Source organism: Geobacillus sp. BK01, from assembly GCF_052220245.1.
Taxonomy (GTDB): domain Bacteria; phylum Bacillota; class Bacilli; order Bacillales; family Anoxybacillaceae; genus Geobacillus.
Genome location: NZ_JBQPTH010000003.1, coordinates 289,360 through 311,163, shown reverse-complemented (window position 1 = coordinate 311,163; position 21,804 = coordinate 289,360). Strand labels below are relative to the sequence as shown.

The window sequence follows — 21,804 nt, the reverse complement described above, 5'->3', positions numbered from 1 at the left end:
GAGGGCGAGGCCCTCCCGAAAACGAGTTATTGCTTTTGCAGCGTCGCTACCATGGCGAGCACAGCACCGAGCACATCCTTCTGATCAGGCGCATGTACGATTAGCAACATCGGCACCGGCTGGGCGCTGGCGATCACGTGGACGGTAACACCGTCGGATTGGGCCGTGTACCAAACCGCATCAGCGAACGGCTTAGGCAGTCTGTCCGTTTGCTGACGGGCGGCGTTGGCGTCGACCGCTTGGGCATGTTCTTTGGCCAGCTGCTCATAGTTGGTCTCGCCGTCTTGAAGCAAGCGAATGCGGGCGAACGACTCACCGTGGAGCAATACATCGGCATGAGGCTCTTCAGCGTCCAGCGTCCAACCGTCCAGTACATAGAGGGAGAAATGTTGGTTGTCGCTTGTTTGCAAAGTCGCTGTTCCGGTAACGGTTTGATTTCCGCTTTGGTAGGACAAGGAGGTCGTCGGCCGTGAAGAGGCGGTTTCGTCCCCTTTCGCCCCGTCTTGTCCACCTCCTGCCTCATTTTGTTCATCGATCGGGGGGGCCTGTTGGCCCGCTGGCTCTGCTGTTTGCGTGTTGGTGGAGTTCTCATCCGAACTTGCGGATTGCTTTTCTTTCGCAGCTGTCCCTTCTGATGCAGGCGCCTCTGTGCCGCAGCCGGCAAGCAAGGCGGCGGTGACAGCGATCGAGAAAAGTGGTTTCCAGTATCGAAGCATCTCGATTCCTCCTTGCTTTCCATATACCATTCATTATAGCAGTTGAAACAGTAGAAACAAACAGGCTGGTTTCCTCATTTTTTCCGATCGCTTGATTTTCTTCGATTTTTGGCGTTTACAGCGATATGCGCACCCCCCAAAACAGTGGCCATAAGCAGCGCGAGTAAAGCAAACCCGTAAAGCATGTGCACTCCTCCTCCTGTATACTAGATGGTGGGATCAACATAATGTATGAAACGCGTTTCAAGTCAAGCGTTTTTTTGGAAGGAGTGGGAACGTGGCGAACATCCGCGATTTGGCGAAAGAAGCAGGTGTATCGGTAGCAACGGTATCAAGGGTATTGAACGGGTATCCGTATGTAAGCGAGGAAAAGCGAAGGGCGGTTTGGGAAGCGGTTGAGAAGCTTCATTATACGAAAAATATTCAAGCGGTTCATCTGGCGAAAGGAAGGACGACGATTGTTGGGGTCATGCTCCCGTACATTCATCACCCTTATTTTTCAGCCGTGATTGAAGGGATTTCCAAGGAGGCGCTTCGTTACGGTTATCAGTTGCTTTTGTTTCAGACCAATTATGATGTGGAACGGGAACTTGAGGCGTTAGAACGGCTGCGGATGAAACAAATGGATGGGTTGATCGTCTGTTCTCATGAAGCGGGCTCGGAGGTGCTCGCGGCATATCAGGAAGAGGGGCCCATCGTTTTATGCGAGCAGGCGGAAGAATACGATTTCTTCACTGTCTATATCGATCACTATCGGGCGTTCGCCAAGGCACTGCGCTATTTAGTGCACAAAGGGCATCGGCGGATCGGCTATTGCATCGGAAGAATGACAGGACCGAACAGTCAAGCGAGGGCGGCGGCGTATCAAGATGTGCTGCGTGACATCGGCGTTGTTCCTCGGCGCCACTGGGTTTTTGACGGTTGTTTGTTTCTTGAAGACGGAAAGCGTGTCATGAGGCAATGGGTGGCGATGGGGGAGCGGCCGAGCGCGTTGCTTGTAACGAGTGACCAGGTGGCGGCCGGCATCGTGCTCGAAGCGCATCGAATCGGAGTGCACATTCCTGAAGAACTTTCCGTTATTGGCTTTGACAATGATCCGCTTGCGGAGATGTTAGGCATCACGACGGTTGCGCTCCCTCATTTTTCACTTGGGGAAAAAGCGTTTCGACTCCTCCATCATTGGCTTGAAACAGGACATGTCCCGCGAAAACAAGAAGAGCTGCCGACCCGATTGATCGTGCGGACCACCGGGTAAGCTATGTGCGCTTCAACTGATAGCGGTTGACGGGACGGCCCACGCCGCCGTATTGGACATCGAGCATCACTTTTCCCGTTTTCTCAAGGTATTCCAAGTAGCGGCGGGCAGTGACACGGGCGATGCCGACACCTTCGGCCACTTCTTCGGCAGAGACAGGAAAGCGGTGTTGGCGTAAATAGGAGACGACTTTTTCCAATGTCACTTCGTTTAATCCTTTCGGAAGCTCAGGAAGTGGGGCGGCAGGCTGCTCGGCTGTTTGCCGCAATGCGTCGAGTTCTGCCTGGGTGAGCGATTCTTTTTCCGCGAGCGACCGGCGAAATGCCCGGTAGTTTTCAAGCGCTTGTTTGAGCCGCTCGAATTTAAACGGTTTCACGATATAGTCGAATGCCCCATTTTGCAAGACGCGGCGCACCGTTTCGATGTCGCTCGCGGCAGTGATGGCTAGAATATCTACTTCATGCCCACGGGCACGGATTTCCTTTAACGTTTGAAGGCCGTCTAATTGTGGCATGTAAATGTCAATGACAGCTAAATCAGGGTGGAGCTTCTCGATAAGACGTAGCCCTTCCCCCCCGTTTCCGGCAATGCCGACAACGGTGAAATCGTTCACTTGTTCGATCATTTGCCGATTTACTTCTTGAACCATCGGATCATCTTCAATGAGCAACACGCGGTACATAGACTTTTCCTCCTTTGTTTTATGAGGGGCATGTCGAATGCGGACACCACTGTATAGATCAATCGGTTACATATCAAATGTAATCGTAAATACGGTTCCTTTTCTTTCCTCGGATTGAACATCGATGTGCCCGTTTCCTTTTTCCACAATTTTCTTCACCAAATATAGGCCGATGCCGCGCCCGCTCTTTCCTTTTGTTGAAAAACCCTCATCAAAAATGTGATCGATATGCTTACGGGCGATGCCTTGGCCGTTGTCCTCGACTGAGAGAGAACAAATGTCTTCATTTTGTTCAATGCTGACGTAAATTTCTTTTTCCCGGTCGGTTATCCCTTGGAACGCATCGAAGGCGTTTTCAATCAAGTTGCCAAGAAGAACGACGAAATCATGGTGGTCAAGGCGCGGTGGGAGGCGATGCAGCCGGCTGTGCCGGTCGATTGTCACACGAATACCGAGCTCTTTGCCGCGGCGGATTTTGCTTAACAATAGTCCGGAAATGCTTTCATCTTTGATGTGGCGGCTTAAAAACTGTGTGAGCTCCGCTTGCTCTTCTGTAACTTGGAACACGTACTCAAGCGCCTTCTCAATATGGCCAAGCTGGATGAGTCCGGCAATTGTATGGAGCTTATTCATGTATTCGTGGTTTTGCACGCGCAAGGCGTGGACAAACGCTTTTACCCCCGTCAGTTCTTCGGCCAATCGTTTGACTTCCGTCCGGTCTTGGAAAATGGCAATGGCGCCGACCGTCTTTCCGTCGATCTTAATCGGGATACGGTTGCTCCAAATCGTTAAATTGCCAAGCTGCAGCTCTTTGTTATAAATCGGTTTGTTCACTTCAAGTATTTCAGGAAGGTACGTATCCGGGATAACAGAACGGATCGGCCGCCCTACCAGATCCCCTTCAATGCCAAGCATTTGCTTCGCCCGGTCGTTAAAAATGGTGATGTTTTCATCGCTGTCAATGGCGATGACGCCTTCGTGCATGGCGTTAAACGCCTCTGTTCGCTCAACGAGCAGTTTGGCGATTTCATGCGGTTCAAGTTCAAACATTTGTCGCTTAATATGAGAGGCGAGCAGCCAAGCTCCGCTTCCGCCGGCGAGCAGCGATAGAACGACCGCCATGGCGATTTCCTCTTTTAACGTGTTAATCGCCTCCCAAAACGTTGGCAATCGATAAGCGGCGATCGTGACACCAATTTGCTCATGATCGGGATTCATGATCGGCACGAAGGCACGAACTACTGTTCCGATTTCCCCGTGCGCTTTTGATGTGTATGTATGCTCGGCAAATGCCGGCCCTTCATCAGCGCCCCGGGAAACGGTGCCAATCATCGCCGGAAGCGGGTGGGAGAGGCGGATTTTGTTCATATCGAGCACAACAATATAATCAGCGTTATGGATGACGCGCACCCGTTCAACAATCGGGTTCACGAGTGCTCGGCTTGGCATTGGCCCGGTAATGTGCTGTCTGACTTCCGGCAGTTCGGATACGGTGCGTGCCGTCAATAAGGCGCGCTGGCTTAATTCTTCTTCCTTTGTATGGAAAAAATCGCTAATAATAAACACGCCGCTCAGCAGCATTGAAAAGCTGACGATAACAAAAATTAAAATTGTGATTTTCCAACGGATCGGTAGTCGATTCATTGATGAACTCCTCGTTTTATGCGGAAAATTCATTATTATTTATTCTAACACGATTCCGGTGATATGATAAAAAGGAAGAAAACTAAGAATGAAAATGGTGTGGATAATGAGAAAAAGGTGGAAATTATGGGGGATATTTCTTATAATCGGCATCGGTCTTGTTGTATGGGCTGTGAACCGCCAGACAACCCGGGAACGAGTGGTGTATGACGACGAACAAAAAGGGCTGCAAAACCAAATTATCATTTATTTTAGCCATGTCGTTGCGGAAAATACACCGAAAGGACTAGCGGCGCAAAAGTTTGCCGAGCTCGTCGAACAAAAGACGAACGGCCGCGTGAAAGTGGAAGTGTTCGCGAACGGGTCGCTTTATTCGGACGGGGAGGAACTTGATGCACTGATGCGCGGCGATGTACAAATGATCGCCCCGTCGTTTTCGAAGGTGACAGAACTCATTCCGGAATGGCAAGTGCTCGATTTGCCGTTTTTGTTTCATGATGATGACGACATACGCCGTGTATTCACTGGAAAAGTCGGAGACGAGCTGCTCGGAATGCTTGAAGAAAAAGGAATCAAAGGGTTGGCGCTTTGGAGCAACGGATTTAAGCAAATGATGGGGACTACCCGCCCACTTATCGAACCTGACGATTTCCGCGGTTTGCGCTTTCGCATTATGCCGAGCGAAGTGATTGATAAGCAGTTTCGCCTGCTTGGCGGCGAACCGGTCGCCGTTTCGTTCGACCATATATACCGGGCGCTTGAGCGACATGAGTTTGACGGCCAGGAAAATACGATTTCCAATATTTATTCGAAGGGGTTTTACAAGTTTCAACCGTATATTACGATCAGCAATCACGGCTATCTTGGCTATGCCGTAATGATGAACCAATCATTTTGGGATCGCCTGCCCAAAGACATCCAGCAAAAAATCACTGAAGCGATGGCCGAAGCGACCCAATGGAACTTGCGTCAGTCAAAGGCCCAAAACGAGCGGGAATTGCAGCAACTAAAGCAGCAGAAAAGCGTCCATCTTTACTTGTTATCGGAGATGGAAAGAAAGAGATGGGAACAAAAACTTGCCCCGCTGTATGAAGAGTTTGCGAGACAGTTTGGTTCGAAACTTTTGAATGAAATTAAGGAATTCCATGAATAAGCTTCCATCGTTGGAAGCTTTTTTGATTTTTTTAGCGGATAAGAGCTCTGCCTTTGCCGTTTCCCTGTGGCAAACATCCGGGACCAAAAAGACCAAAACGACCATTATCACCATAATATTTTTATTTAATCGACTTTTCTTTATGATAGTGTTGAAAGCGTTGTCAAGACAAAGAAAGGAGTGGGAGAAATGAGGGGGAAATTCAAAAATTTAACCGTGCAAGTCATTATCGGTATTATTTTAGGGATTACCGTCGGATTTTTATTCCCGGAATTCGGCACAAAGTTAAAAGTGTTGGCTGATGGGTTTATTAAGCTCATTAAAATGGTGATCGCCCCGATCATTTTCTTTACAGTTGTTATCGGGATCGGCAATATGGGCGACTTGAAAAAAATTGGCCGCATTGGTGGAAAGGCGCTTCTTTACTTTGAGATCGTGACGACGTTTGCCCTGGCGATTGGGATTGTCGTTGTGAACTTCATCAAACCGGGAATTGGTTTCAACACTGACGCAGTTAAAGGCGGCGACATTTCGCAATATACGAAGCAGGCGGAAGAAACGAGCCATGGATTTGTCGACTTTGTATTAAGCATCATTCCGGATAACGTCGTTGCCGCGATGGCCAGTGGGGAACTGCTTCCGGTGCTCTTCTTTGCCGTCTTGTTTGGCTTGGCAGCAGCGGGGTTAGGGGAAAAAGCCAAACCAGTGCTTTCTCTATTTGAGCGGATCGCAGAAGTTTTCTTCGGCGTGGTCAACATGGTTATGAAAGTATCGCCGATCGCCGCATTTGGCGCGATGGCGTACACGATCGGTACATTCGGCCTCGGCTCGCTCGTGTCGCTTGGCAAGCTGATGGGGTCGGTATATATTACGATGGCGCTCTTTATTTTCATCGTGCTTGGCGGGATTGCGAAGTTTTACGGATTTAACATCTTTAAGTTTCTCGCTTATATTAAGGAAGAACTGTTGCTCGTCCTTGGCACGTCTTCATCGGAATCGGCGCTGCCACGGCTGATGGAACGGCTTGAAAAATATGGTTGCTCGAAGTCGGTCGTTGGCCTTGTCGTTCCGACCGGGTATTCATTTAACTTGGACGGCACATCGATTTACTTGTCGATGGCGGCCATTTTCATCGCCCAGGCATACGGCATTGACCTAACGATTTGGCAAGAGCTGACGTTGCTTGGCGTGTTGATGCTCACCTCGAAAGGAGCGGCTGGGGTTACCGGTTCGGGCTTTATTACACTAGCCGCCACGTTAGCGGCATTCCCAATGATTCCGGTTGAGGGCATTGCCTTGTTGCTCGGGGTCGACCGCTTTATGTCCGAGGCGCGGGCGATCACGAACATTATCGGTAACGCCGTGGCGACTGTTGTCGTTTCGAAAATGGAAAATGAGTTTCATCCTTCTAGCGAACAGGAATTAGTGGAAGGAAAGATGACGATCGCGAAGTAACAAGCAGAGGCTCCGCTCCAAAGATGACACGTGTCATCTTTGGAGCGAGCCTTTTTGTTTTTTACATCGTTCCAACGATCGCCAGATTTCCGCGGGATTAGGGATATTTGGCTGAACTGAACGGAGATGCAGACGGGAAAAGCAGCTTACGGAACAGAGCGGGCCTCGTTTTTTACCCATCCGTCATTCGTTCTATGTTTTCGGCGGTACACTGATTTAGACAGCCAAACACTGCACTCATATAGGAATAATAAGGGGATAATAACGAGAACGTCTGATAGCAGATCCGGAGGAGTGATGAACACTGCGATCAACATTAATACAAAATAAGCAAATTTTCGTATCCGCTGCAGCCGGTATGGATTCAACACTCCGAGACTTGTCAAAAACATGATGATGGCCGGGAGTTCAAACAAAAATCCGAATGGAACCGTCGTATGAATGACAAATCGAAAATACTTTTCCGCTGTAAAGAGCGTTGTGAATGCATCCCCTGATAAAGAGAGAAGGAATTTAAAAATAAATGGGAAAATAATAAAATAACCAAAGCAAACTCCTAGTACAAAAAGAAGAAACAGTGCCGGGATGTAGGCCAATGTGACTTTCCGCTCGTGCTCGTGCAATGCCGGCCGGACGAACAGCCATGCCTGATGGGCGGCAATGGGAATCGTTCCGGCTAAGGCGATGACTCCGGCTAAGATGAAATAAATCCATAAAATGTCGCTCGGTCCGAGAACCGCAAGCTTCACCGGAAGATCTTCGGCAAGCCATCTATAAATAGACGGGGCAGAAAAGAGCGAGCCGATTAGCAAAAGAACAAAAGCACTCAAAGTAATGATCAACCGTTTGCGCAATTCTTCTAAGTGCCCGATAAGCTCCATATCTTTCTTGTCCATTGTCTTCCCCCTGTTCAACAAGGGGCAAGGGCTGCCCCTTATTGCTTTCTGCTTTTAGCTAGCTCGTTTTTTCTACTTTATTATTGGTTGGCAACGTTTTGTTCGGCTCATCGTCTGCGACCAATTCCCGCGTCGATTTTTTGAACTCTTTTAATGTTGTGCCAAAAGCGCGCCCAATTTCGGGAAGTTTGGACGGCCCGAAGATGATTAAGGCGATGACTAAAATAAGGATTAGTCCTGGAATTCCTATGTTTTGCAACATGTCAATATCCTCCTGATTTTTAGTTGTCATTTTCGTGTGCAAACGGATTATCCGTTTGCACACGGTTTTTCATCTATTTATTGAAATGCCCTCCTTGCACAGCTACGAGACAAGAACGGCCGAAACGATGGCCCGGATAAGGATTCCACGTCTCCGGATGTTGTACATCTAAAAATAATGTACGCTCATCGGGGGTGAACCACGGGCCGGTGACTTCGCATCCCTTTGGCCCCGATGCAAATTGGAACGGCTCCCCGTAATGTTTGCCGTCAGTCGGAATCATAAACACCCCACAGTTTTTGTAGGCGGCGTACACATTATCTTCCGTTGCATAAAAGTCTTCAACCACCCAAAGGTTTCCTTTGCTATCAAAGTGGAGGTTGTCCGGGCACGTAATGCCGCTTTAGCGTCCGCCGGCAATAAATACTTCAAAAGTGAACTTATCGCTTCCGTGATCACCATCTGCAGGGATAAAACGAATAATTTGACCATGGAAATTTCCGTGCTTCGAATTATTTGTTAACGATAAAAAGACACTTCCATCATAAGGATGAATTTCGACATCTTCCGGGCGATCAAGCGGTGTGGCCTTAACCGCGACACCTGCTTCCCGCGCGTAAGTCAGTACGTCCGCTTGGCTGGTGAAAAACTTTTTGCCGTTCTTTTCGTAATTTTGCAAATCTGTATTCGTTTCGTAGTCGAGCGCGATCCATTTTTGTTTTCCGAGATCGGCGACATACAATGTTCCGCTTTCTAAAATATCGAAGTTGGCCTCGCGGCTATTCGGATTATATTTCTTTCGGCTAATGAACTTATAGAAAAAGGCGTCGCTTTTGTCATCACCCATGTAAACGGCAACTCTGCCATCCTTTGTCAAGGACATAGCTGTATTTTCATGGGCGAAGCGTCCGAGCGCGGTATGTTTGCGTATCGGTGCATCTGGGTTAAACGGATCAACTTCTACAACCCATCCATAATGCTCGTTGATAAAATCAGGCCATCCGTAGTCGTCGCCGTAATATGTATTCTCTTCACAGGAAAGAACGGTGTTCCAAAGCGTTCTTCCGCCGCTGCAGTTGCCAAGCGTTCCTATTACCGTTTTGGCCCCTTTTACCGCCCTGCTCCCGCTTGCGGGACCGGTCAGCACAATCGGAGTGTTCGCATCGATCCGGCGGTTGTATTGGTCGTCTTTTACTACTTTCCATTCCCCTTTTTCTTTTTTAACGTGAATAATAGAGCCGCCGACAGCTTCTTTCTCCATTTTTAACAATTCGGGATAGCGTGAAAGGTTGGATTTGTCAAACTTACTCGGGTCAATTCCGAGTATGTTCATGTAGTTTTCTGGCTCAGGAAATTCATGGTTGATCCAAATCAATCCTTCTTCGGAGTTGTTGCCGCCTGTCAGGCTATCGATCGGAAAGTAGACCGTAAGATCAGCCGAGTCACCGAACCGCTCCCCTTTCGAGTTAATGACATCCCCATATGAAGCAATAATGTTGTATCGATAACCTGTCGGCAAGACTAAATCGTTTTCCCATGTGCGGCTGATCGGCTTAAAAGGCGCGGTGAGCGGTTTACCCTTTCCGTGAGGCTGGCCGTTCATCAAGTGGTTGGCGGTCAAGGCGTCGGCCTTCGCGGTTAATGTCTCAATGCCGGATGATGCCGCGACTAGGGCGGCCGTGCTGCTTCCTACATATTTTAAGAATAAACGGCGATCCATCGTTCCCGATTCCCCCTTTAGTCGTTAGTGGACTTACAGTTATGATTGTATAGAGCCAAAAAGGAAATGTGAATAAAATGAATGTAAATGATTGTTAATTTTCTATAAATATTTTAATTATCTGTAAATAGCGGTGTCGTTGCCAGATTGTACGGGATCAGTGCCGCTGTTGGTAAAATAGCCACATAACTTGAAGCCAAGGGCATTGTCAAACAGTTAGGTTAACTGGATCGATGGAGACAAAAAGGCCGGGGTAGACCGTTTCCCTTAACGCATATATTTTGCTTTTTCTTGTCGGTTTTTCCATAATAGAGTTATACTGATGTTGGAGGGGGAATCACCGTGAACAGCTTGCAAGATTGCGCGGTTTTACATAACGGGGTGCAAATGCCTTGGGTCGGCCTTGGCGTCTACAAAGTGAAAGAGGGAGACGAAGTGAAAAGCGCCGTGCGCACCGCGTTGGAAGTTGGCTATCGCCATATCGATACAGCTGCTTTTTATGAAAATGAGGAAGGGGTCGGTCAGGCGATCCGTGAATCCGGCATCCCGCGCGAGCAAGTATTTGTAACGACGAAAGTATGGAACACCGACCAAGGGTATGAAACGACGCTAAAGGCGTTTGATGCAAGCTTGAAAAAGCTTAGGTTTGATTACGTTGACCTGTACTTAGTCCACTGGCCGGTGAAAGGGAAGTATAAAGAGACGTACAAAGCGCTTGAAAAGCTGTATAAAGACGGCTATGTGCGTGCGATTGGCGTCAGTAACTTCCAAATTCACCATTTGAAGGATGTGATGGCTGACTGCGAAATCAAACCAATGGTCAACCAGGTTGAGTATCATCCACGCCTGACACAAAAAGAGCTGCAGTCGTTTTGTCAGGAAAACGGCATTCAACTTGAGGCATGGTCGCCGCTTATGCGCGGGGAAATTTTAACCGAGCCGACGATCGTTGAAATCGGAAAAAAATACGGAAAAACGCCAGCGCAAGTCGTGTTGCGCTGGGATTTGCAGCACGGCGTCGTGACGATTCCGAAATCGGTGACGCCGGCGCGGATCAAGGAAAATGCGGACCTTTTTGGCTTTTCGCTCACTGAAGAGGAAATGAAGCGAATCGATGCATTAAACTTAAACAAACGGATCGGAGCCGACCCGGACAATTTCAACTTTTGATGAATGGATCAGCCAAACAGCGCCTACTGCTGGCGCTGTTTTTTCTATAAGGAATGAAACCAAAGCGGCATGTTTGACGTATGAAACAGTAAATAAGTACAATAAATAATAGTATACACATTTGCCGAACATTGAAAAAACGGAGGGTGTTGCAATGCTGTTTCATCCGATGGATATTTTCATTTTTATTGCCTTCCTCATCTCGCTCTGGGCACAATGGAAGGTATCGAACAACTTCAATACTTGGTCTAAAGTTCCTGCCTCATCAGGTTTGACCGGAGCAGAAGTGGCGCGCATGATTTTGGATCGCCAAGGGTTGCATCACGTGCCGGTTGAGGTCGTGCCAGGGCGGCTTTCCGACCATTACGATCCAATTTCTCGTGTCGTTCGTCTGTCGGAACCCGTCTTTTACGGGCGTTCGATCGCTTCCATTTCCGTTGCCGCCCATGAGGTTGGCCATGCCGTTCAGCATCAGCAAGGGTATGCGGCGCTCGTGCTTCGCCACCGGATGTTCCCGGTTGTGAATTTGGCTTCCGGTGTGGCCCCGTTTTTGCTGTTGGCGGGGTTTTTATTCCAGCAATTTTCGTTGCTCGGCCTCGGCATTTTGTTCTTCTCACTGGCGGTGGCATTCCAACTTATTACGCTTCCGGTCGAGTTTAATGCGAGCGCCCGGGCGAAACGGTTTATCTTGGCGGAAGGAATGATCGCTTCGGATGAAGCGCGCGGCGTGAACAAAGTGCTCGGTGCGGCGGCGTTGACGTATGTAGCTGCGACATTGATCGCTGTGTTTGAATTGTTGAAATACGTGCTCATTTTCACCCAAGGGAACCATAACGAGGAATCGTAAAACGTTAGCCGCCGGTTTCGGGTCGCCCGCCGTTGGCGGCCGTCCGGCGGCAGCACTTCTTATAGGCTGTTGTTGATACTTTTATGCGCAGGAGGTGTAACCTGGGCGCTTCATCCGCGCTCAGATACAAATTGGACATAGCCGGTTTATTGGTAGTGGCACTGTTAATCGCTTGCACCGCTTTTTTTGTCGCTTCGGAATTCGCCATTGTCAAAGTGCGCAGCTCGCGCATCGATCAACTTGTCAATGAAGGAAATAAACGGGCGGTCGCGGCGAAAAGAGTGATTTCGAACTTGGATGGTTATTTATCGGCGAACCAGCTTGGCATTACTCTCACTTCGCTTGGTCTTGGTTGGCTTGGGGAGCCGACGGTGGCGCGGATGTTGCTGCCGCTGTTTGAACGCCTCCATTTATCGGAATCGATTTCCCACCTTTTAGCGTTTATTATTTCGTTTTCGCTCATTACGTTTTTGCACGTTGTCGTCGGCGAGTTGGCGCCGAAAACGTTTGCTATTCATAAGGCGGAAGCGATTACGCTATGGACGGCCAAACCGCTCATTTGGTTTTATAAAATCATGTATCCAGTGATTTGGTCGTTAAACAATTCAGCCCGGTTGGTGACGCGTCTCTTTGGTCTCAAGCCGGTCGCGGAGCATGAGATTGCTCACTCCGAAGAAGAGTTGCGTCTCATTTTATCGGAAAGTTACAAGAGCGGAGAGATTAACCAGTCTGAGTACCGCTATGTCAACAATATTTTTCGTTTTGATGACCGCGTGGCAAAAGAAATTATGGTGCCGCGCAAGGAGATCGTGGCGCTAGACATTAATAAGAGCGTCAAGGAAAATTTGGAAATTATTCAGGAAGAAAAGTATACGCGCTACCCGGTCATTGATGGCGATAAGGACCATGTGCTCGGGCTCATTAACGTAAAAGAAGTATTTACGGATTTTGTCGTCAATCCATCAAACGAAAAGCAAATGAAAGACTATATTCGCCCGATCATTCAAGTCATTGAATCGATCGCCATTCATGATTTGTTGGTTAAAATGCAAAAAGAACGCATCCATATGGCGATTTTAGTCGATGAGTATGGAGGCACGTCCGGCTTGGTCACGGTAGAGGACATCTTGGAAGAAATCGTTGGTGAAATCCAAGATGAGTTCGATATTGATGAAACGCCGCTCATCCAAAAAATTGAGGATCGGTTCATTTTGGATGGCAAAGTGCTCATTAGCGAAGTGAACGACTTGTTAGGGCTTGAAATCGATGATGACGATGTCGATACGATTGGCGGTTGGATTTTGACGAAACATTACGATATTCAGATAGAGGATAGTGTGGAGATTGATGGTTATCTCTTTACTGTGAAAGAAATGGATGGTCATCATGTCAAGACATTGGAAGTGGTGAAAAAAGAACCGGAGTTGGATGAAGAAGAGGGAGAAACGACAGGTACGGAAGAGGAGGAAAAATTGCGTTTATGAGGCAGACGGAAGACCGTCTGCCTTTTATCATCCTAAACCGGAAACCGCTGCTTGCCGGCGTGAGCGCAGGGGGAGGGTGTTCAACATCTTCTCCTGCCAACTAAAGCGAAGGCGGGAGAGATTCATGATCAATGACCGTGAGATCGACAGGGAAGTCGTTCGTCTGCGCGAGACAGACAATTTCTTCATTTGTAAACGGGTGGCGGAACGTTAGTTTAGCGGCATGCAGCGCATGACGATGAAACACCGGTTGGCCGCCATAAAGCACGTCGCCGACGAGCGGATGCCCGAGATGGGCCAAATGGACGCGAATTTGGTGTGTCCGCCCGGTGTCAAGGATAAGCTCCACAAGTGACGTGGTCGGAAACGTTTTGAGCACGCGATAGTGTGTCACTGCTCTCGCTCCTGTTTTTGAGACGCGACGTCGCGTCGGATGGTGGCGGTCACGGCCGATCGGCGCGGAAATTGTACCGGATTTCGGAGACAGGTGGCCGTGAACGAGGGCGACATACGTTCGTTTAATGCCACGGCGGGCAAGCATTCGATCGAGTGTCGCCCCGGCGAGCGGATGTTTGGCAAATAAAATTGTCCCCGACGTATCACGGTCAAGCCGATGAATATGGCGGACTTTTGTCAAAATCGCCTGCGATTGTAAATAAAAAGCGACCGCATTGGCGAGTGTGCCTGTCTGCTCCGGCTCGGACGGATGGATATCGATGCCGGCTTCTTTATTTAAGATGAGCAAGTGATCATCTTCCCATAAGATCGAAAGTTCCCGGTATTCCGGAATGATGAGCGATAGCTCCGGTTGATACGCATAAAGCTGAAGCCGATCCCGTTCGCGAAGCTCCGTCTGCCAAGAGACGGTCCGGCCGTTCAGTTTGACGCCCTGTTCCATCCGCCATCGATGGGCGAGTTTTTTGGAGGCGGCCCATACTTCTTTAAGCAGTTGTTCTATGGTCAGCCCACCCCATAGGTTGGGGATGATGCATTCAAGCCAATCACCTTTTCTCGTCCACAAACGTCGTCGTCCCTCCCAGTTCTCTGTAGTCGTGGAAACACTTTCTACCCCTATAAGTGTATTGAATATGATACACTCATAGTATCGTTTCAGCGATGGAGAACGCAAGCATTGCGGCAAGAAAAGGTGGTATGAACATTGAAAATTATGTATGCGGTGACTCCGGAGCAAGAAAATTACATGCACTATTTGTTACATTATTTCTACACTGATATTTTCCCGTACTATTTCGATGATGAGCAAATTCGCCAGTTTGAGGAACTTGGCATTCTTTCGTTGGACCATGAGCATGTTACATATAACGGAACGATGAAAGAGGCGTTCCAAATCATCTCAGCGTTACAGTCGTTGATCACGGTCATCGAACATATCGGGGAACACGGAGAGCACGAACAATACGAATGGTTGTTTGAGCGTAACCAAAACATTTTGGCCCGCCATGGAATCACTTTTCCATTTCAGGCGAGGCAGTTCACCCGCAAGCGAGTGCTGCCATGCAGCATGTATGTTCCTGCCACGAGCCAGTGGGTGATGTAAGGAAAAAGGAGCTGAGCCAACAGCGGGCGAAGCTCCTTATTTTTCTTGTTCCGGCAAGGAGGCAAACCATTGGCGAAACGTTTGTTCATCGTGATATCCTTCAATACGTTTCGTCTCTTTCCCGTCTTCATAATGGACGATTGTCGGGGTGGCTTCAATACGGTATGTGTCCCAGCCATCTTCAAATTCAAGCAAGTTAAACAGTTTCAACTCGATGCCAAGCTGTTTCGTTAAGGGAACAACAATTGGTGTTGTCCGCCGGCAATGAGGGCATGTCGGGCTGTAAAAATAGACGGTAACGGGCTTTCCGCTGGACAATTGTTGTTGCAACTCGTCAGGCAAAATAATGTTGTGGTAATTCGGATCGTCAAGTTGGTCGATCGTGGCCGGATGCAACTCGCTTTTCTGATAAGGATTGTTCTTGGCCGCTTCTTTTTGTTCATACAACGTGACAAAAGCAATGGCAGCAAATAAAGCGGCGATGATGCCGCCAAATATAAGCAGTTTTTTCAACGTCCGCTCTCCTCCCTTTGCCGGCGCATGACAGCAAGGTTCAAGAAAATAATAATGGTAAAGGCCGTCAACGCCAAAAATGGAATGGTAATAAAGCCAAGCCAGTTAATGTATTGCCCTGTGCAGGGGACGCGGCCGCAGCTTATGGCATAATACTGGAAAAAAGGAATCTTTTGCAAAGAGTAATGATATAAGGAAATAGTGCCGCCGATAATAGACAGCGCCAAACTGTAACGGGCGGCTGTAAAGTCTTTGCGGGCGATGGCAATCCCTAAAATAATGACTTGCGGATACATAAAAATCCGTTGAAACCAGCATAAATCGCATGGAACGAATCCAAGCACCTCAGAAAAATAGAGGCTCCCAAGCGTGGCAATAAACGCTGTCGCCCAAGCGGCCAAAAGTAAATTTTCTCTTCGTTTTTCTTCCCCCATTTGTTCACCTTCTTCCTTATGGAGTGCTGCCGACAGTTGCCATCTTAGCGGGGGAATTCGTGAAAAAGCGGCCTTTTCCGTGCATTGTGCTCCCTCTGTCCCCTTATGTTGCGGAGGGAACTCTGCTCTGTCGTGTCCTATTTCCACTGAGCCCGGCTGGAATATGGAAGCTTCTCCGTTCCATGGTGAAAGCTGCCTTTCGCTTTCTTAAGCGTCACAATTTGGGCCATCCCAACCATAAGCATCCAAAGATTCGGCATTTTTCCACACCATGGATCTTTTTACGCATGGAAGGTGTTGCTTCGTTTTCGCACTGGCTGCTCCCCATGCCCTTCTAATGCTTGGTTTGAAAAGAACATAATACACCTTCATTTTATCATGCGCGTTGGCCGACGCCAACCGACATCTGCCTCCCGCCCATCTATAGACCGTGACCTTCGCTCGATTGAAGCCAACGTTTTCTTTCGACACTATGGCAAAGCATAGAAAGCGGTGCGCCTACTTATGGATGGGAATATATACGTATTGGACGCCCTCGCACTTACGCTAAGAAGCGAAGATCCTCCCGGTTTAAGGTGATAAACAGTATTTTCTATCTATATCGTCCGGCAAACGAGTCATACTAATCGGTGAAAGGGGAGGATTACATTGACCAACAACAGCGGAAACAAAGTGCAAGACATTATGACGAAAAACGTCGCAACCATTTCGCCGAACCAAACGGTGCAAGAAGCGGCGCAAATTATGAGCCAAAAAAATATTGGCGCGCTTCCGGTTGTGGAAAATGGGCAAGTCAAAGGGATGATTACAGACCGTGATATTACGCTGCGTGTCTCATCCCAAGGGAAAAACCCGGCGACGGTCAAAGTGGCGGATGTCATGACTAACCAAGTCGTCACCGGTACGCCAAACATGAGCGTTCAAGATGCCGCCAATGTGATGGCGCAGCACCAAGTCCGCCGCTTGCCGATTGTCGACAACAACCAGCTTCAAGGCATCGTGGCTTTAGGCGATATCGCGACGAACAGCGCATCGAACGAAGCGGCTGAACAGGCATTAACGAATATTTCAGAACCGTCGCAGCCGCAAGGGTAATGGAAGAAAGAGGATGTCCTCGTTTTTCGAGGCATCCTTTTTCTTTAAGCAGGTATATTGCATGATGGGGGCGAATACATAAACAGGGGAAATCAAGATTGGGGGTAAGACTAATGGAGTGGAGACAGAAATATGAACAATGGCTCCGCGAGCCGCAGCTAGACCCGGAGCTGAGGGGAATATTGGAGAAGCATCGCGACGATGAACGATGGCTCGAAGATTGTTTTTACAAAAATTTGGAGTTTGGTACCGGTGGTATGCGTGGTGAAATCGGACCAGGAACGAACCGGATGAACATTTATACGGTCCGGAAAGCATCGGCAGGATTGGCGCGATACATACAATCGTTTGGCGACGAGGCGAAGCGGCGCGGTGTTGTGATCGCCTACGACTCGCGGCATAAATCGCCGGAATTTGCCATGGAAGCGGCGAAAACGTTGGCGACGAACGGCATTCAAACATACGTGTTCGACGAATTGCGTCCGACACCGGAATTATCATTTGCCGTTCGCCATTTGCAGGCGTTTTCCGGTATTGTCATCACCGCCAGCCATAACCCGCCGGAGTATAACGGCTACAAAGTATATGGTGAAGACGGCGGACAGTTGCCTCCAGACACCGCTGATGAAGTGATCCGCTACGTCAATGAAGTCGAGAACGAGCTTGCCATTCAGGTTGATGATGAAAAGACGCTAAAAGAAAAAGGACTCATCCGCATCATTGGCCAGGAAATCGATGAGGCGTATGTGAACGCTGTGAAAACGATCTCGCTCCGTCCGGAACTGGCTCAAGAGACGCCGATTAACATCGTGTTTACGCCGCTTCACGGTACATCAAACAAACCGGTGCGCCGTGCGTTGGCTGAACTCGGTTACCAAAACGTCTTTGTCGTCAAGGAGCAAGAGAAGCCGGATCCCAGTTTTTCAACCGTTACTTCGCCAAATCCGGAAGAGCACGCAGCCTTTGCCCTGGCAATTGAGCTCGGCAAGCAAGTAAATGCGGATTTGCTCATTGCCACCGACCCGGATGCAGACCGGCTCGGCATAGCCGTTAAAAATGAGCAAGGAGAGTATGTCGTTTTGACCGGCAATCAAACGGGAGGGTTGCTGCTTCATTATTTATTGTCACAGCGGAAGGAAAAAGGCTTGTTGCCGCCAAACGGCGTCATCTTAAAAACGATTGTCACGTCCGAATTCGGTCGGGCGATCGCCGCTTCGTTCGGTTTGGAAACCGTCGATACGCTGACCGGGTTTAAGTTTATCGGTGAAAAAATCAAGGAATATGAACAAACAGGGCAGTATACGTTCCAGTTTGGCTATGAGGAAAGCTACGGGTATTTGATTGGGGATTTTGCCCGCGATAAGGACGCGGTGCAGGCGGCTGTTCTTGCGGCGGAAGTGTGCGCGTTTTACAAAAAGCAGGGGCTGTCGCTGTATGAAGCACTCCTTCAATTGTTTGCCAAGTACGGGTATTACCGCGAAGGGCAACGGTCGCTGACGTTAAAAGGGAAGGAAGGGGCGGAAACAATCGCTGCCATTTTGGCGTCATTCCGCCAGCAACCGCCGGTTGAGGCTGCGGGGAAAAAGGTAACGGTGATCGAGGATTACAAAACGAAGGAACGAACCAATACGTTGACCGGGGAAAAAACAGCCATTACGCTCCCGGCCTCCAACGTCTTGAAATACGTATTGGAAGACGGCTCGTGGTTTTGCCTGCGCCCGTCAGGGACGGAACCGAAAATGAAAGCGTACTTTGGTGTCAAAGGAGCATCGTTGCAAGATAGTGAAGAAAAATTGGCGAAGCTTACTGATGGTGTCATGCAGCGAGTACATGATGTGCTGCGCACCGTTTCGCCTTCTTACGCTCAATAATTGACGGGTAAACAACGGCGGGGAATTGGACTCAACCAATTCCCCGTTGCTTTTACGAGTAGAAATATGCGTACTGCTCGACTCCCATTTTTTGTTCACTTACTTCAAGTGCGTGGTCGATGTAGCGCAACAAGGCAGTGAGCCTTTCCTGGATGACGGAATAGTCGTGCTCGAAATTATAGGCGTGGAGAAACTTTTCAATTTTTTTCGACAGCATGTCATCAGGTGTACGCACCATTAAAATGAGCAAATTATCCCACTCGGAGCGATGTGTATAATAGAGCGCCTTATCGTAGTCGACGGTGTTCAAGCGGCATGCCTCCTTTATCGAGAAGGAGTCATTGTTAGTGTATGACGATGGGCTGTTTTGTTGCCCTGTAAATGTTGTGACAGAAGGCAAAATATAAATTATAACCGAAATGGAGATAAAAAAGGAAAAGTAAATATTGCAATTTTGTGACAATAATAGTATCCTCTAAGAAAGGGGATGATGAAAATGAACAAACGGCACGAAGGGCACGAAATTACAAAGATGTGCAAATGGATGGCGTCCGTCGGCCTAATCGTCGGAACAGCGCTTTTTTTGCTTAGCTTTATCGCAAGCGCTTACAACAAAGACTTTTTCTTGACGATCGTCAGCCTCGGAATCATCGGAGCCTCGATGGTGATGTTTGGATTCGGTTTGTTTATGGGGCTGTTGACAGAGACGTATCACCGCGGCCCGCGCGGGAACGTATAGCGTGCATAGAGAATGAAAAGCACCGGACATTACCCCGGTGTTTTTCGTTTTTGCTGGATGTACCAATATAAGGTTGCCGATGCAACAACAGCCAGAAAAGCAAGGACAACAGGCAAGCGGTACGTATGAACGTACTGCTTGACCTCCATCCAGCGGCTTTCAAAGTAGGCGCCGATCGTTAAAAAGACGGCGACCCATACCATCGCTCCGCTATAGGCAAACAAGGCAAACTTTCTCCAGCTGTAGGCGTTTGTGCCGGCCCAAAAAGCGGCGACATGCCGAACGCCGGGGATGAAGTAGCAAATGAATAAAACGGATGGGCCGAGTTTAGAAAAAAGTGCTTTCGTCTGTGCGAGCCGTTTCTCGGTCAGATGGAATTTTGGACCGAATTTATGCAAAAAAGGCAGCCCCAACGTGATCCCAAGAATATAACTGAGTGAAATGCCTGCGATCGCCCCGAACCAACAGGCGAGAAAAGCAAGCGGATACGAAAAGGCGCCGGTTGAAACGCGGTAGCCGGCATACGTCAGCAGCAGCTCGTCCGGAATCGGCAATCCGACGATGCCGAGCATGAGCGCAACCATAATGCCGACGTAGCCAAAATGTTCGATGAGATGATGCCAATATTGATGCAAACGATCACCACGCTTTATCGGAACATGTCGTGTATAACACAAATTATAACGGACGGTAGGCCGAAATGAAAAGCATGGGCAATGATTCAACGTATCAAAACGCCTTTTCCCTCATACATTGTGGTAAGGGGAAAAGGGGGGATTTGGATGCGGCAGGACGAGCTGAACGAACTGGAACGGGCGATTGCGGAAATTACGGAAATCGCAGAAGGATTTGGGTTGGATTTTTATCCGATGCGTTACGAAATTTGTCCGGCGGACATTATTTACACGTTTGGCGCCTACGGGATGCCAACGCGTTTTTCTCATTGGAGTTTTGGAAAGCAGTTTTACAAGATGAAGCTTCATTACGACTTAGGATTGAGCAAAATTTACGAACTCGTCATTAACTCGGATCCTTGTTACGCCTTTTTGCTCGATACAAACACGCTCATTCAAAATAAGTTGATCGTCGCCCATGTGTTGGCCCATAGCGACTTTTTCAAAAACAATGTCCGCTTCAGCAACACGAAGCGCGATATGGTGGAAAGCATGGCCGCGACAGCAGAGCGGATCAAACATTACGAGCACCAATACGGAAAATTGGAAGTGGAAAAATTTTTAGATGCCGTCTTAGCCATTCAAGAGCATATCGACCCGTCGCTGTTGCGGCCGAAGCTGTCGTGGACATGGGAAGATACGGAAGTGTATGAGGAGGAGGAACCATCCAAAACATCGACGCCATACGATGATTTATGGTTACTTGATGAGCGGAACAAGCCAAAAACGCCACCGCGGAAAAAACGGCGCAAGTTTCCGCCGCAGCCGGAGAAAGACGTTTTGCTGTTTATCGAGGAATACAGCCGCGAGCTCGAGGATTGGCAGCGTGACGTTTTAACGATGATGCGCGAGGAAATGCTTTATTTTTGGCCGCAGCTTGAAACGAAAATTATGAATGAAGGCTGGGCGACGTATTGGCATCAGCGCATTTTGCGGGAAATGGATTTGACGAGCGATGAAGCCATTGAGTTTGCCAAACTGAACGCCAACGTTGTGCAGCCGTCGCGCACGGGCATTAATCCGTACTATTTAGGGTTGAAAATTTTTGAAGACATTGAAGAGCGGTGGAACAATCCGACGGAAGAGATGAAAAAATATGGCGTCAAACCGGGGTCGGGACGGGCGAAACTTTTCGAAGTGCGCGAATTGGAATCCGACATTTCGTTTTTGCGCAACTATTTGACGAAAGAGCTCGTCATGCGCGAAGATATGTATTTATTCCAAAAGCAAGGGAGAGATTACAAAATCGTTGACAAACATTGGGAGCATATCCGCGATCAGCTCGTCAGCATGCGGGTGAACGGCGGATTCCCGTATATCACGGTCAATGACGGCGATTATATGCGCAACGGAGAGCTGTATTTAAAACATTGGTATGAGGGGATCGAACTCGATCTGAAGTATTTGGAAAAAGTACTGCCATACATTTATCAGTTGTGGGGCCGTCCGGTCCATATGGAGACGGTCGTCGAGGAAAAGCCGATGTTGTTTACGTATGACGGGAAGACGGTGCATCGGAAATATTTATAATCGAGGGCAGGGATATCCTGCTTTTTTTGTTTGTCACCATGAATATGTGATAAATGTCACAAATTATTCGAAATCATGGCGGATAACGTTCCCGATTTTATGAAAT

General features: G+C 48.5%; 21 protein-coding genes and 1 pseudogene. 11 read left to right on the top strand and 11 right to left on the bottom strand.

The features are described from left to right. Positions 1 to 26: 26 nt before the first annotated feature. A complete protein-coding gene (locus tag ACTVDO_RS05700; RefSeq protein ID WP_442901186.1) occupies positions 27 to 716 on the bottom strand; it encodes a hypothetical protein in 690 nt (229 codons plus the stop codon). Between the two features lie 277 nt (positions 717 to 993). On the opposite strand from ACTVDO_RS05700, the gene ACTVDO_RS05695 reads away from it, so the two are divergent. Then, positions 994 to 1,971, top strand: coding sequence for a LacI family DNA-binding transcriptional regulator (locus tag ACTVDO_RS05695; RefSeq protein ID WP_020958724.1), 978 nt, complete (start codon positions 994 to 996; stop codon positions 1,969 to 1,971). 1 nt (position 1,972) lies between these two features. On the opposite strand, the gene ACTVDO_RS05690 is transcribed toward ACTVDO_RS05695, so the two are convergent. Beyond that, entirely contained in the window at positions 1,973 to 2,653 is a 681-nt protein-coding gene (locus ACTVDO_RS05690) for a response regulator (RefSeq protein WP_020958725.1), read from the bottom strand. 66 nt (positions 2,654 to 2,719) lie between these two features. Further along, on the bottom strand, positions 2,720 to 4,297 hold the full coding sequence (locus tag ACTVDO_RS05685; protein WP_020958726.1) for an ATP-binding protein: 1,578 nt from the start codon (positions 4,295 to 4,297) through the stop codon (positions 2,720 to 2,722). A 106-nt stretch (positions 4,298 to 4,403) separates the two neighbouring features. Here ACTVDO_RS05685 and ACTVDO_RS05680 point away from each other — a divergent pair, with 106 nt between their 5' ends. Both ACTVDO_RS05680 and ACTVDO_RS05675 read left to right on the top strand, forming a co-directional pair. Next, on the top strand, positions 4,404 to 5,450 hold the full coding sequence (locus ACTVDO_RS05680; RefSeq protein WP_041267837.1) for a TRAP transporter substrate-binding protein: 1,047 nt from the start codon (positions 4,404 to 4,406) through the stop codon (positions 5,448 to 5,450). A gap of 189 nt (positions 5,451 to 5,639) precedes the next feature. Next, entirely contained in the window at positions 5,640 to 6,905 is a 1,266-nt protein-coding gene (locus tag ACTVDO_RS05675) for a dicarboxylate/amino acid:cation symporter (protein ID WP_020958729.1), read from the top strand. Positions 6,906 to 7,051: 146 nt separating this feature from the next. Here ACTVDO_RS05675 and tatC read toward each other — a convergent pair whose 3' ends face one another. From tatC to ACTVDO_RS05660, 3 genes and pseudogenes are all read right to left on the bottom strand, one after another. Then, positions 7,052 to 7,801 (bottom strand): twin-arginine translocase subunit TatC, encoded by a 750-nt coding sequence (gene tatC / locus ACTVDO_RS05670; protein WP_020958730.1) that lies wholly within the window; start codon positions 7,799 to 7,801, stop codon positions 7,052 to 7,054. 58 nt (positions 7,802 to 7,859) lie between these two features. Then, positions 7,860 to 8,063, bottom strand: coding sequence for a twin-arginine translocase TatA/TatE family subunit (locus tag ACTVDO_RS05665; protein ID WP_020958731.1), 204 nt, complete (start codon positions 8,061 to 8,063; stop codon positions 7,860 to 7,862). A gap of 73 nt (positions 8,064 to 8,136) precedes the next feature. Further along, a pseudogene (locus tag ACTVDO_RS05660) lies at positions 8,137 to 9,666 on the bottom strand (PhoX family protein). A 459-nt stretch (positions 9,667 to 10,125) separates the two neighbouring features. Between ACTVDO_RS05660 and ACTVDO_RS05655 the strand changes: the two are divergent. The 3 genes from ACTVDO_RS05655 (at position 10,126) to ACTVDO_RS05645 (ending at position 13,284) form a co-directional block, all read left to right on the top strand. Further along, positions 10,126 to 10,953, top strand: a complete 828-nt coding sequence (locus ACTVDO_RS05655) for an aldo/keto reductase (protein WP_020958733.1) — start codon at positions 10,126 to 10,128, stop codon at positions 10,951 to 10,953. 154 nt (positions 10,954 to 11,107) lie between these two features. Continuing rightward, a complete protein-coding gene (locus ACTVDO_RS05650; protein ID WP_020958734.1) occupies positions 11,108 to 11,800 on the top strand; it encodes a zinc metallopeptidase in 693 nt (230 codons plus the stop codon). A gap of 131 nt (positions 11,801 to 11,931) precedes the next feature. After that, complete coding sequence (locus tag ACTVDO_RS05645; protein WP_020958735.1) at positions 11,932 to 13,284, top strand: hemolysin family protein; 1,353 nt, start codon at positions 11,932 to 11,934, stop codon at positions 13,282 to 13,284. Positions 13,285 to 13,384: 100 nt separating this feature from the next. On the opposite strand, the gene ACTVDO_RS05640 is transcribed toward ACTVDO_RS05645, so the two are convergent. Then, positions 13,385 to 14,305, bottom strand: a complete 921-nt coding sequence (locus ACTVDO_RS05640) for an RluA family pseudouridine synthase (protein ID WP_442901185.1) — start codon at positions 14,303 to 14,305, stop codon at positions 13,385 to 13,387. Positions 14,306 to 14,443: 138 nt separating this feature from the next. On the opposite strand from ACTVDO_RS05640, the gene ACTVDO_RS05635 reads away from it, so the two are divergent. Further along, positions 14,444 to 14,842 carry a YhcU family protein gene (locus ACTVDO_RS05635; RefSeq protein ID WP_020958737.1) on the top strand — a complete coding sequence of 133 codons (399 nt, stop codon included), beginning with the start codon at positions 14,444 to 14,446 and terminating at the stop codon, positions 14,840 to 14,842. Positions 14,843 to 14,878: 36 nt separating this feature from the next. On the opposite strand, the gene ACTVDO_RS05630 is transcribed toward ACTVDO_RS05635, so the two are convergent. Then, positions 14,879 to 15,355: a thioredoxin family protein gene (locus tag ACTVDO_RS05630; protein WP_020958738.1), complete on the bottom strand. Its 477-nt coding sequence runs from the start codon at positions 15,353 to 15,355 to the stop codon at positions 14,879 to 14,881. Further along, complete coding sequence (locus tag ACTVDO_RS05625; protein WP_020958739.1) at positions 15,352 to 15,789, bottom strand: disulfide formation protein C; 438 nt, start codon at positions 15,787 to 15,789, stop codon at positions 15,352 to 15,354. Before ACTVDO_RS05625 ends, ACTVDO_RS05630 begins: the two co-directional genes overlap by 4 nt. Before the next feature lie 648 nt (positions 15,790 to 16,437). Between ACTVDO_RS05625 and ACTVDO_RS05620 the strand changes: the two genes are divergently transcribed. Together ACTVDO_RS05620 and ACTVDO_RS05615 are read left to right on the top strand one after the other, a co-directional pair. After that, entirely contained in the window at positions 16,438 to 16,884 is a 447-nt protein-coding gene (locus tag ACTVDO_RS05620; protein ID WP_020958741.1) for a CBS domain-containing protein, read from the top strand. A gap of 113 nt (positions 16,885 to 16,997) precedes the next feature. Beyond that, positions 16,998 to 18,755, top strand: a complete 1,758-nt coding sequence (locus ACTVDO_RS05615; protein ID WP_020958742.1) for a phospho-sugar mutase — start codon at positions 16,998 to 17,000, stop codon at positions 18,753 to 18,755. A 52-nt stretch (positions 18,756 to 18,807) separates the two neighbouring features. Here ACTVDO_RS05615 and ACTVDO_RS05610 read toward each other — a convergent pair whose 3' ends face one another. Then, positions 18,808 to 19,065 carry a YhdB family protein gene (locus tag ACTVDO_RS05610; RefSeq protein WP_020958743.1) on the bottom strand — a complete coding sequence of 86 codons (258 nt, stop codon included), beginning with the start codon at positions 19,063 to 19,065 and terminating at the stop codon, positions 18,808 to 18,810. A gap of 180 nt (positions 19,066 to 19,245) precedes the next feature. Between ACTVDO_RS05610 and ACTVDO_RS05605 the strand changes: the two genes are divergently transcribed. Beyond that, complete coding sequence (locus ACTVDO_RS05605) at positions 19,246 to 19,494, top strand: hypothetical protein (RefSeq protein ID WP_041267839.1); 249 nt, start codon at positions 19,246 to 19,248, stop codon at positions 19,492 to 19,494. Between the two features lie 29 nt (positions 19,495 to 19,523). Here ACTVDO_RS05605 and ACTVDO_RS05600 read toward each other — a convergent pair whose 3' ends face one another. Beyond that, the gene (locus ACTVDO_RS05600; RefSeq protein ID WP_020958745.1) at positions 19,524 to 20,129 is read right to left on the bottom strand and encodes a DedA family protein; all 606 of its coding nucleotides are present in this window, start codon (positions 20,127 to 20,129) and stop codon (positions 19,524 to 19,526) included. A 147-nt stretch (positions 20,130 to 20,276) separates the two neighbouring features. Here ACTVDO_RS05600 and ACTVDO_RS05595 point away from each other — a divergent pair, with 147 nt between their 5' ends. Beyond that, positions 20,277 to 21,698, top strand: coding sequence for a SpoVR family protein (locus ACTVDO_RS05595; RefSeq protein WP_020958746.1), 1,422 nt, complete (start codon positions 20,277 to 20,279; stop codon positions 21,696 to 21,698). The last annotated feature ends 106 nt before the right edge of the window (positions 21,699 to 21,804 follow it).

What these genes read in the sequence shown, in the direction of transcription:
- ACTVDO_RS05700 (WP_442901186.1), bottom strand. Translation starts at nt 716, where the DNA reads ATGCTTCGATACTGGAAACCACTTTTCTCGATCGCTGTCACCGCCGCC.
- ACTVDO_RS05690 (WP_020958725.1), bottom strand. Translation starts at nt 2,653, where the DNA reads ATGTACCGCGTGTTGCTCATTGAAGATGATCCGATGGTTCAAGAAGTA.
- ACTVDO_RS05685 (WP_020958726.1), bottom strand. Translation starts at nt 4,297, where the DNA reads ATGAATCGACTACCGATCCGTTGGAAAATCACAATTTTAATTTTTGTT.
- ACTVDO_RS05680 (WP_041267837.1), top strand. Translation starts at nt 4,404, where the DNA reads ATGAGAAAAAGGTGGAAATTATGGGGGATATTTCTTATAATCGGCATC.
- ACTVDO_RS05675 (WP_020958729.1), top strand. Translation starts at nt 5,640, where the DNA reads ATGAGGGGGAAATTCAAAAATTTAACCGTGCAAGTCATTATCGGTATT.
- tatC (WP_020958730.1), bottom strand. Translation starts at nt 7,801, where the DNA reads ATGGACAAGAAAGATATGGAGCTTATCGGGCACTTAGAAGAATTGCGC.
- ACTVDO_RS05665 (WP_020958731.1), bottom strand. Translation starts at nt 8,063, where the DNA reads ATGTTGCAAAACATAGGAATTCCAGGACTAATCCTTATTTTAGTCATC.
- ACTVDO_RS05650 (WP_020958734.1), top strand. Translation starts at nt 11,108, where the DNA reads ATGCTGTTTCATCCGATGGATATTTTCATTTTTATTGCCTTCCTCATC.
- ACTVDO_RS05625 (WP_020958739.1), bottom strand. Translation starts at nt 15,789, where the DNA reads ATGGGGGAAGAAAAACGAAGAGAAAATTTACTTTTGGCCGCTTGGGCG.
- ACTVDO_RS05615 (WP_020958742.1), top strand. Translation starts at nt 16,998, where the DNA reads ATGGAGTGGAGACAGAAATATGAACAATGGCTCCGCGAGCCGCAGCTA.
- ACTVDO_RS05605 (WP_041267839.1), top strand. Translation starts at nt 19,246, where the DNA reads ATGAAAATGAACAAACGGCACGAAGGGCACGAAATTACAAAGATGTGC.
- ACTVDO_RS05595 (WP_020958746.1), top strand. Translation starts at nt 20,277, where the DNA reads ATGCGGCAGGACGAGCTGAACGAACTGGAACGGGCGATTGCGGAAATT.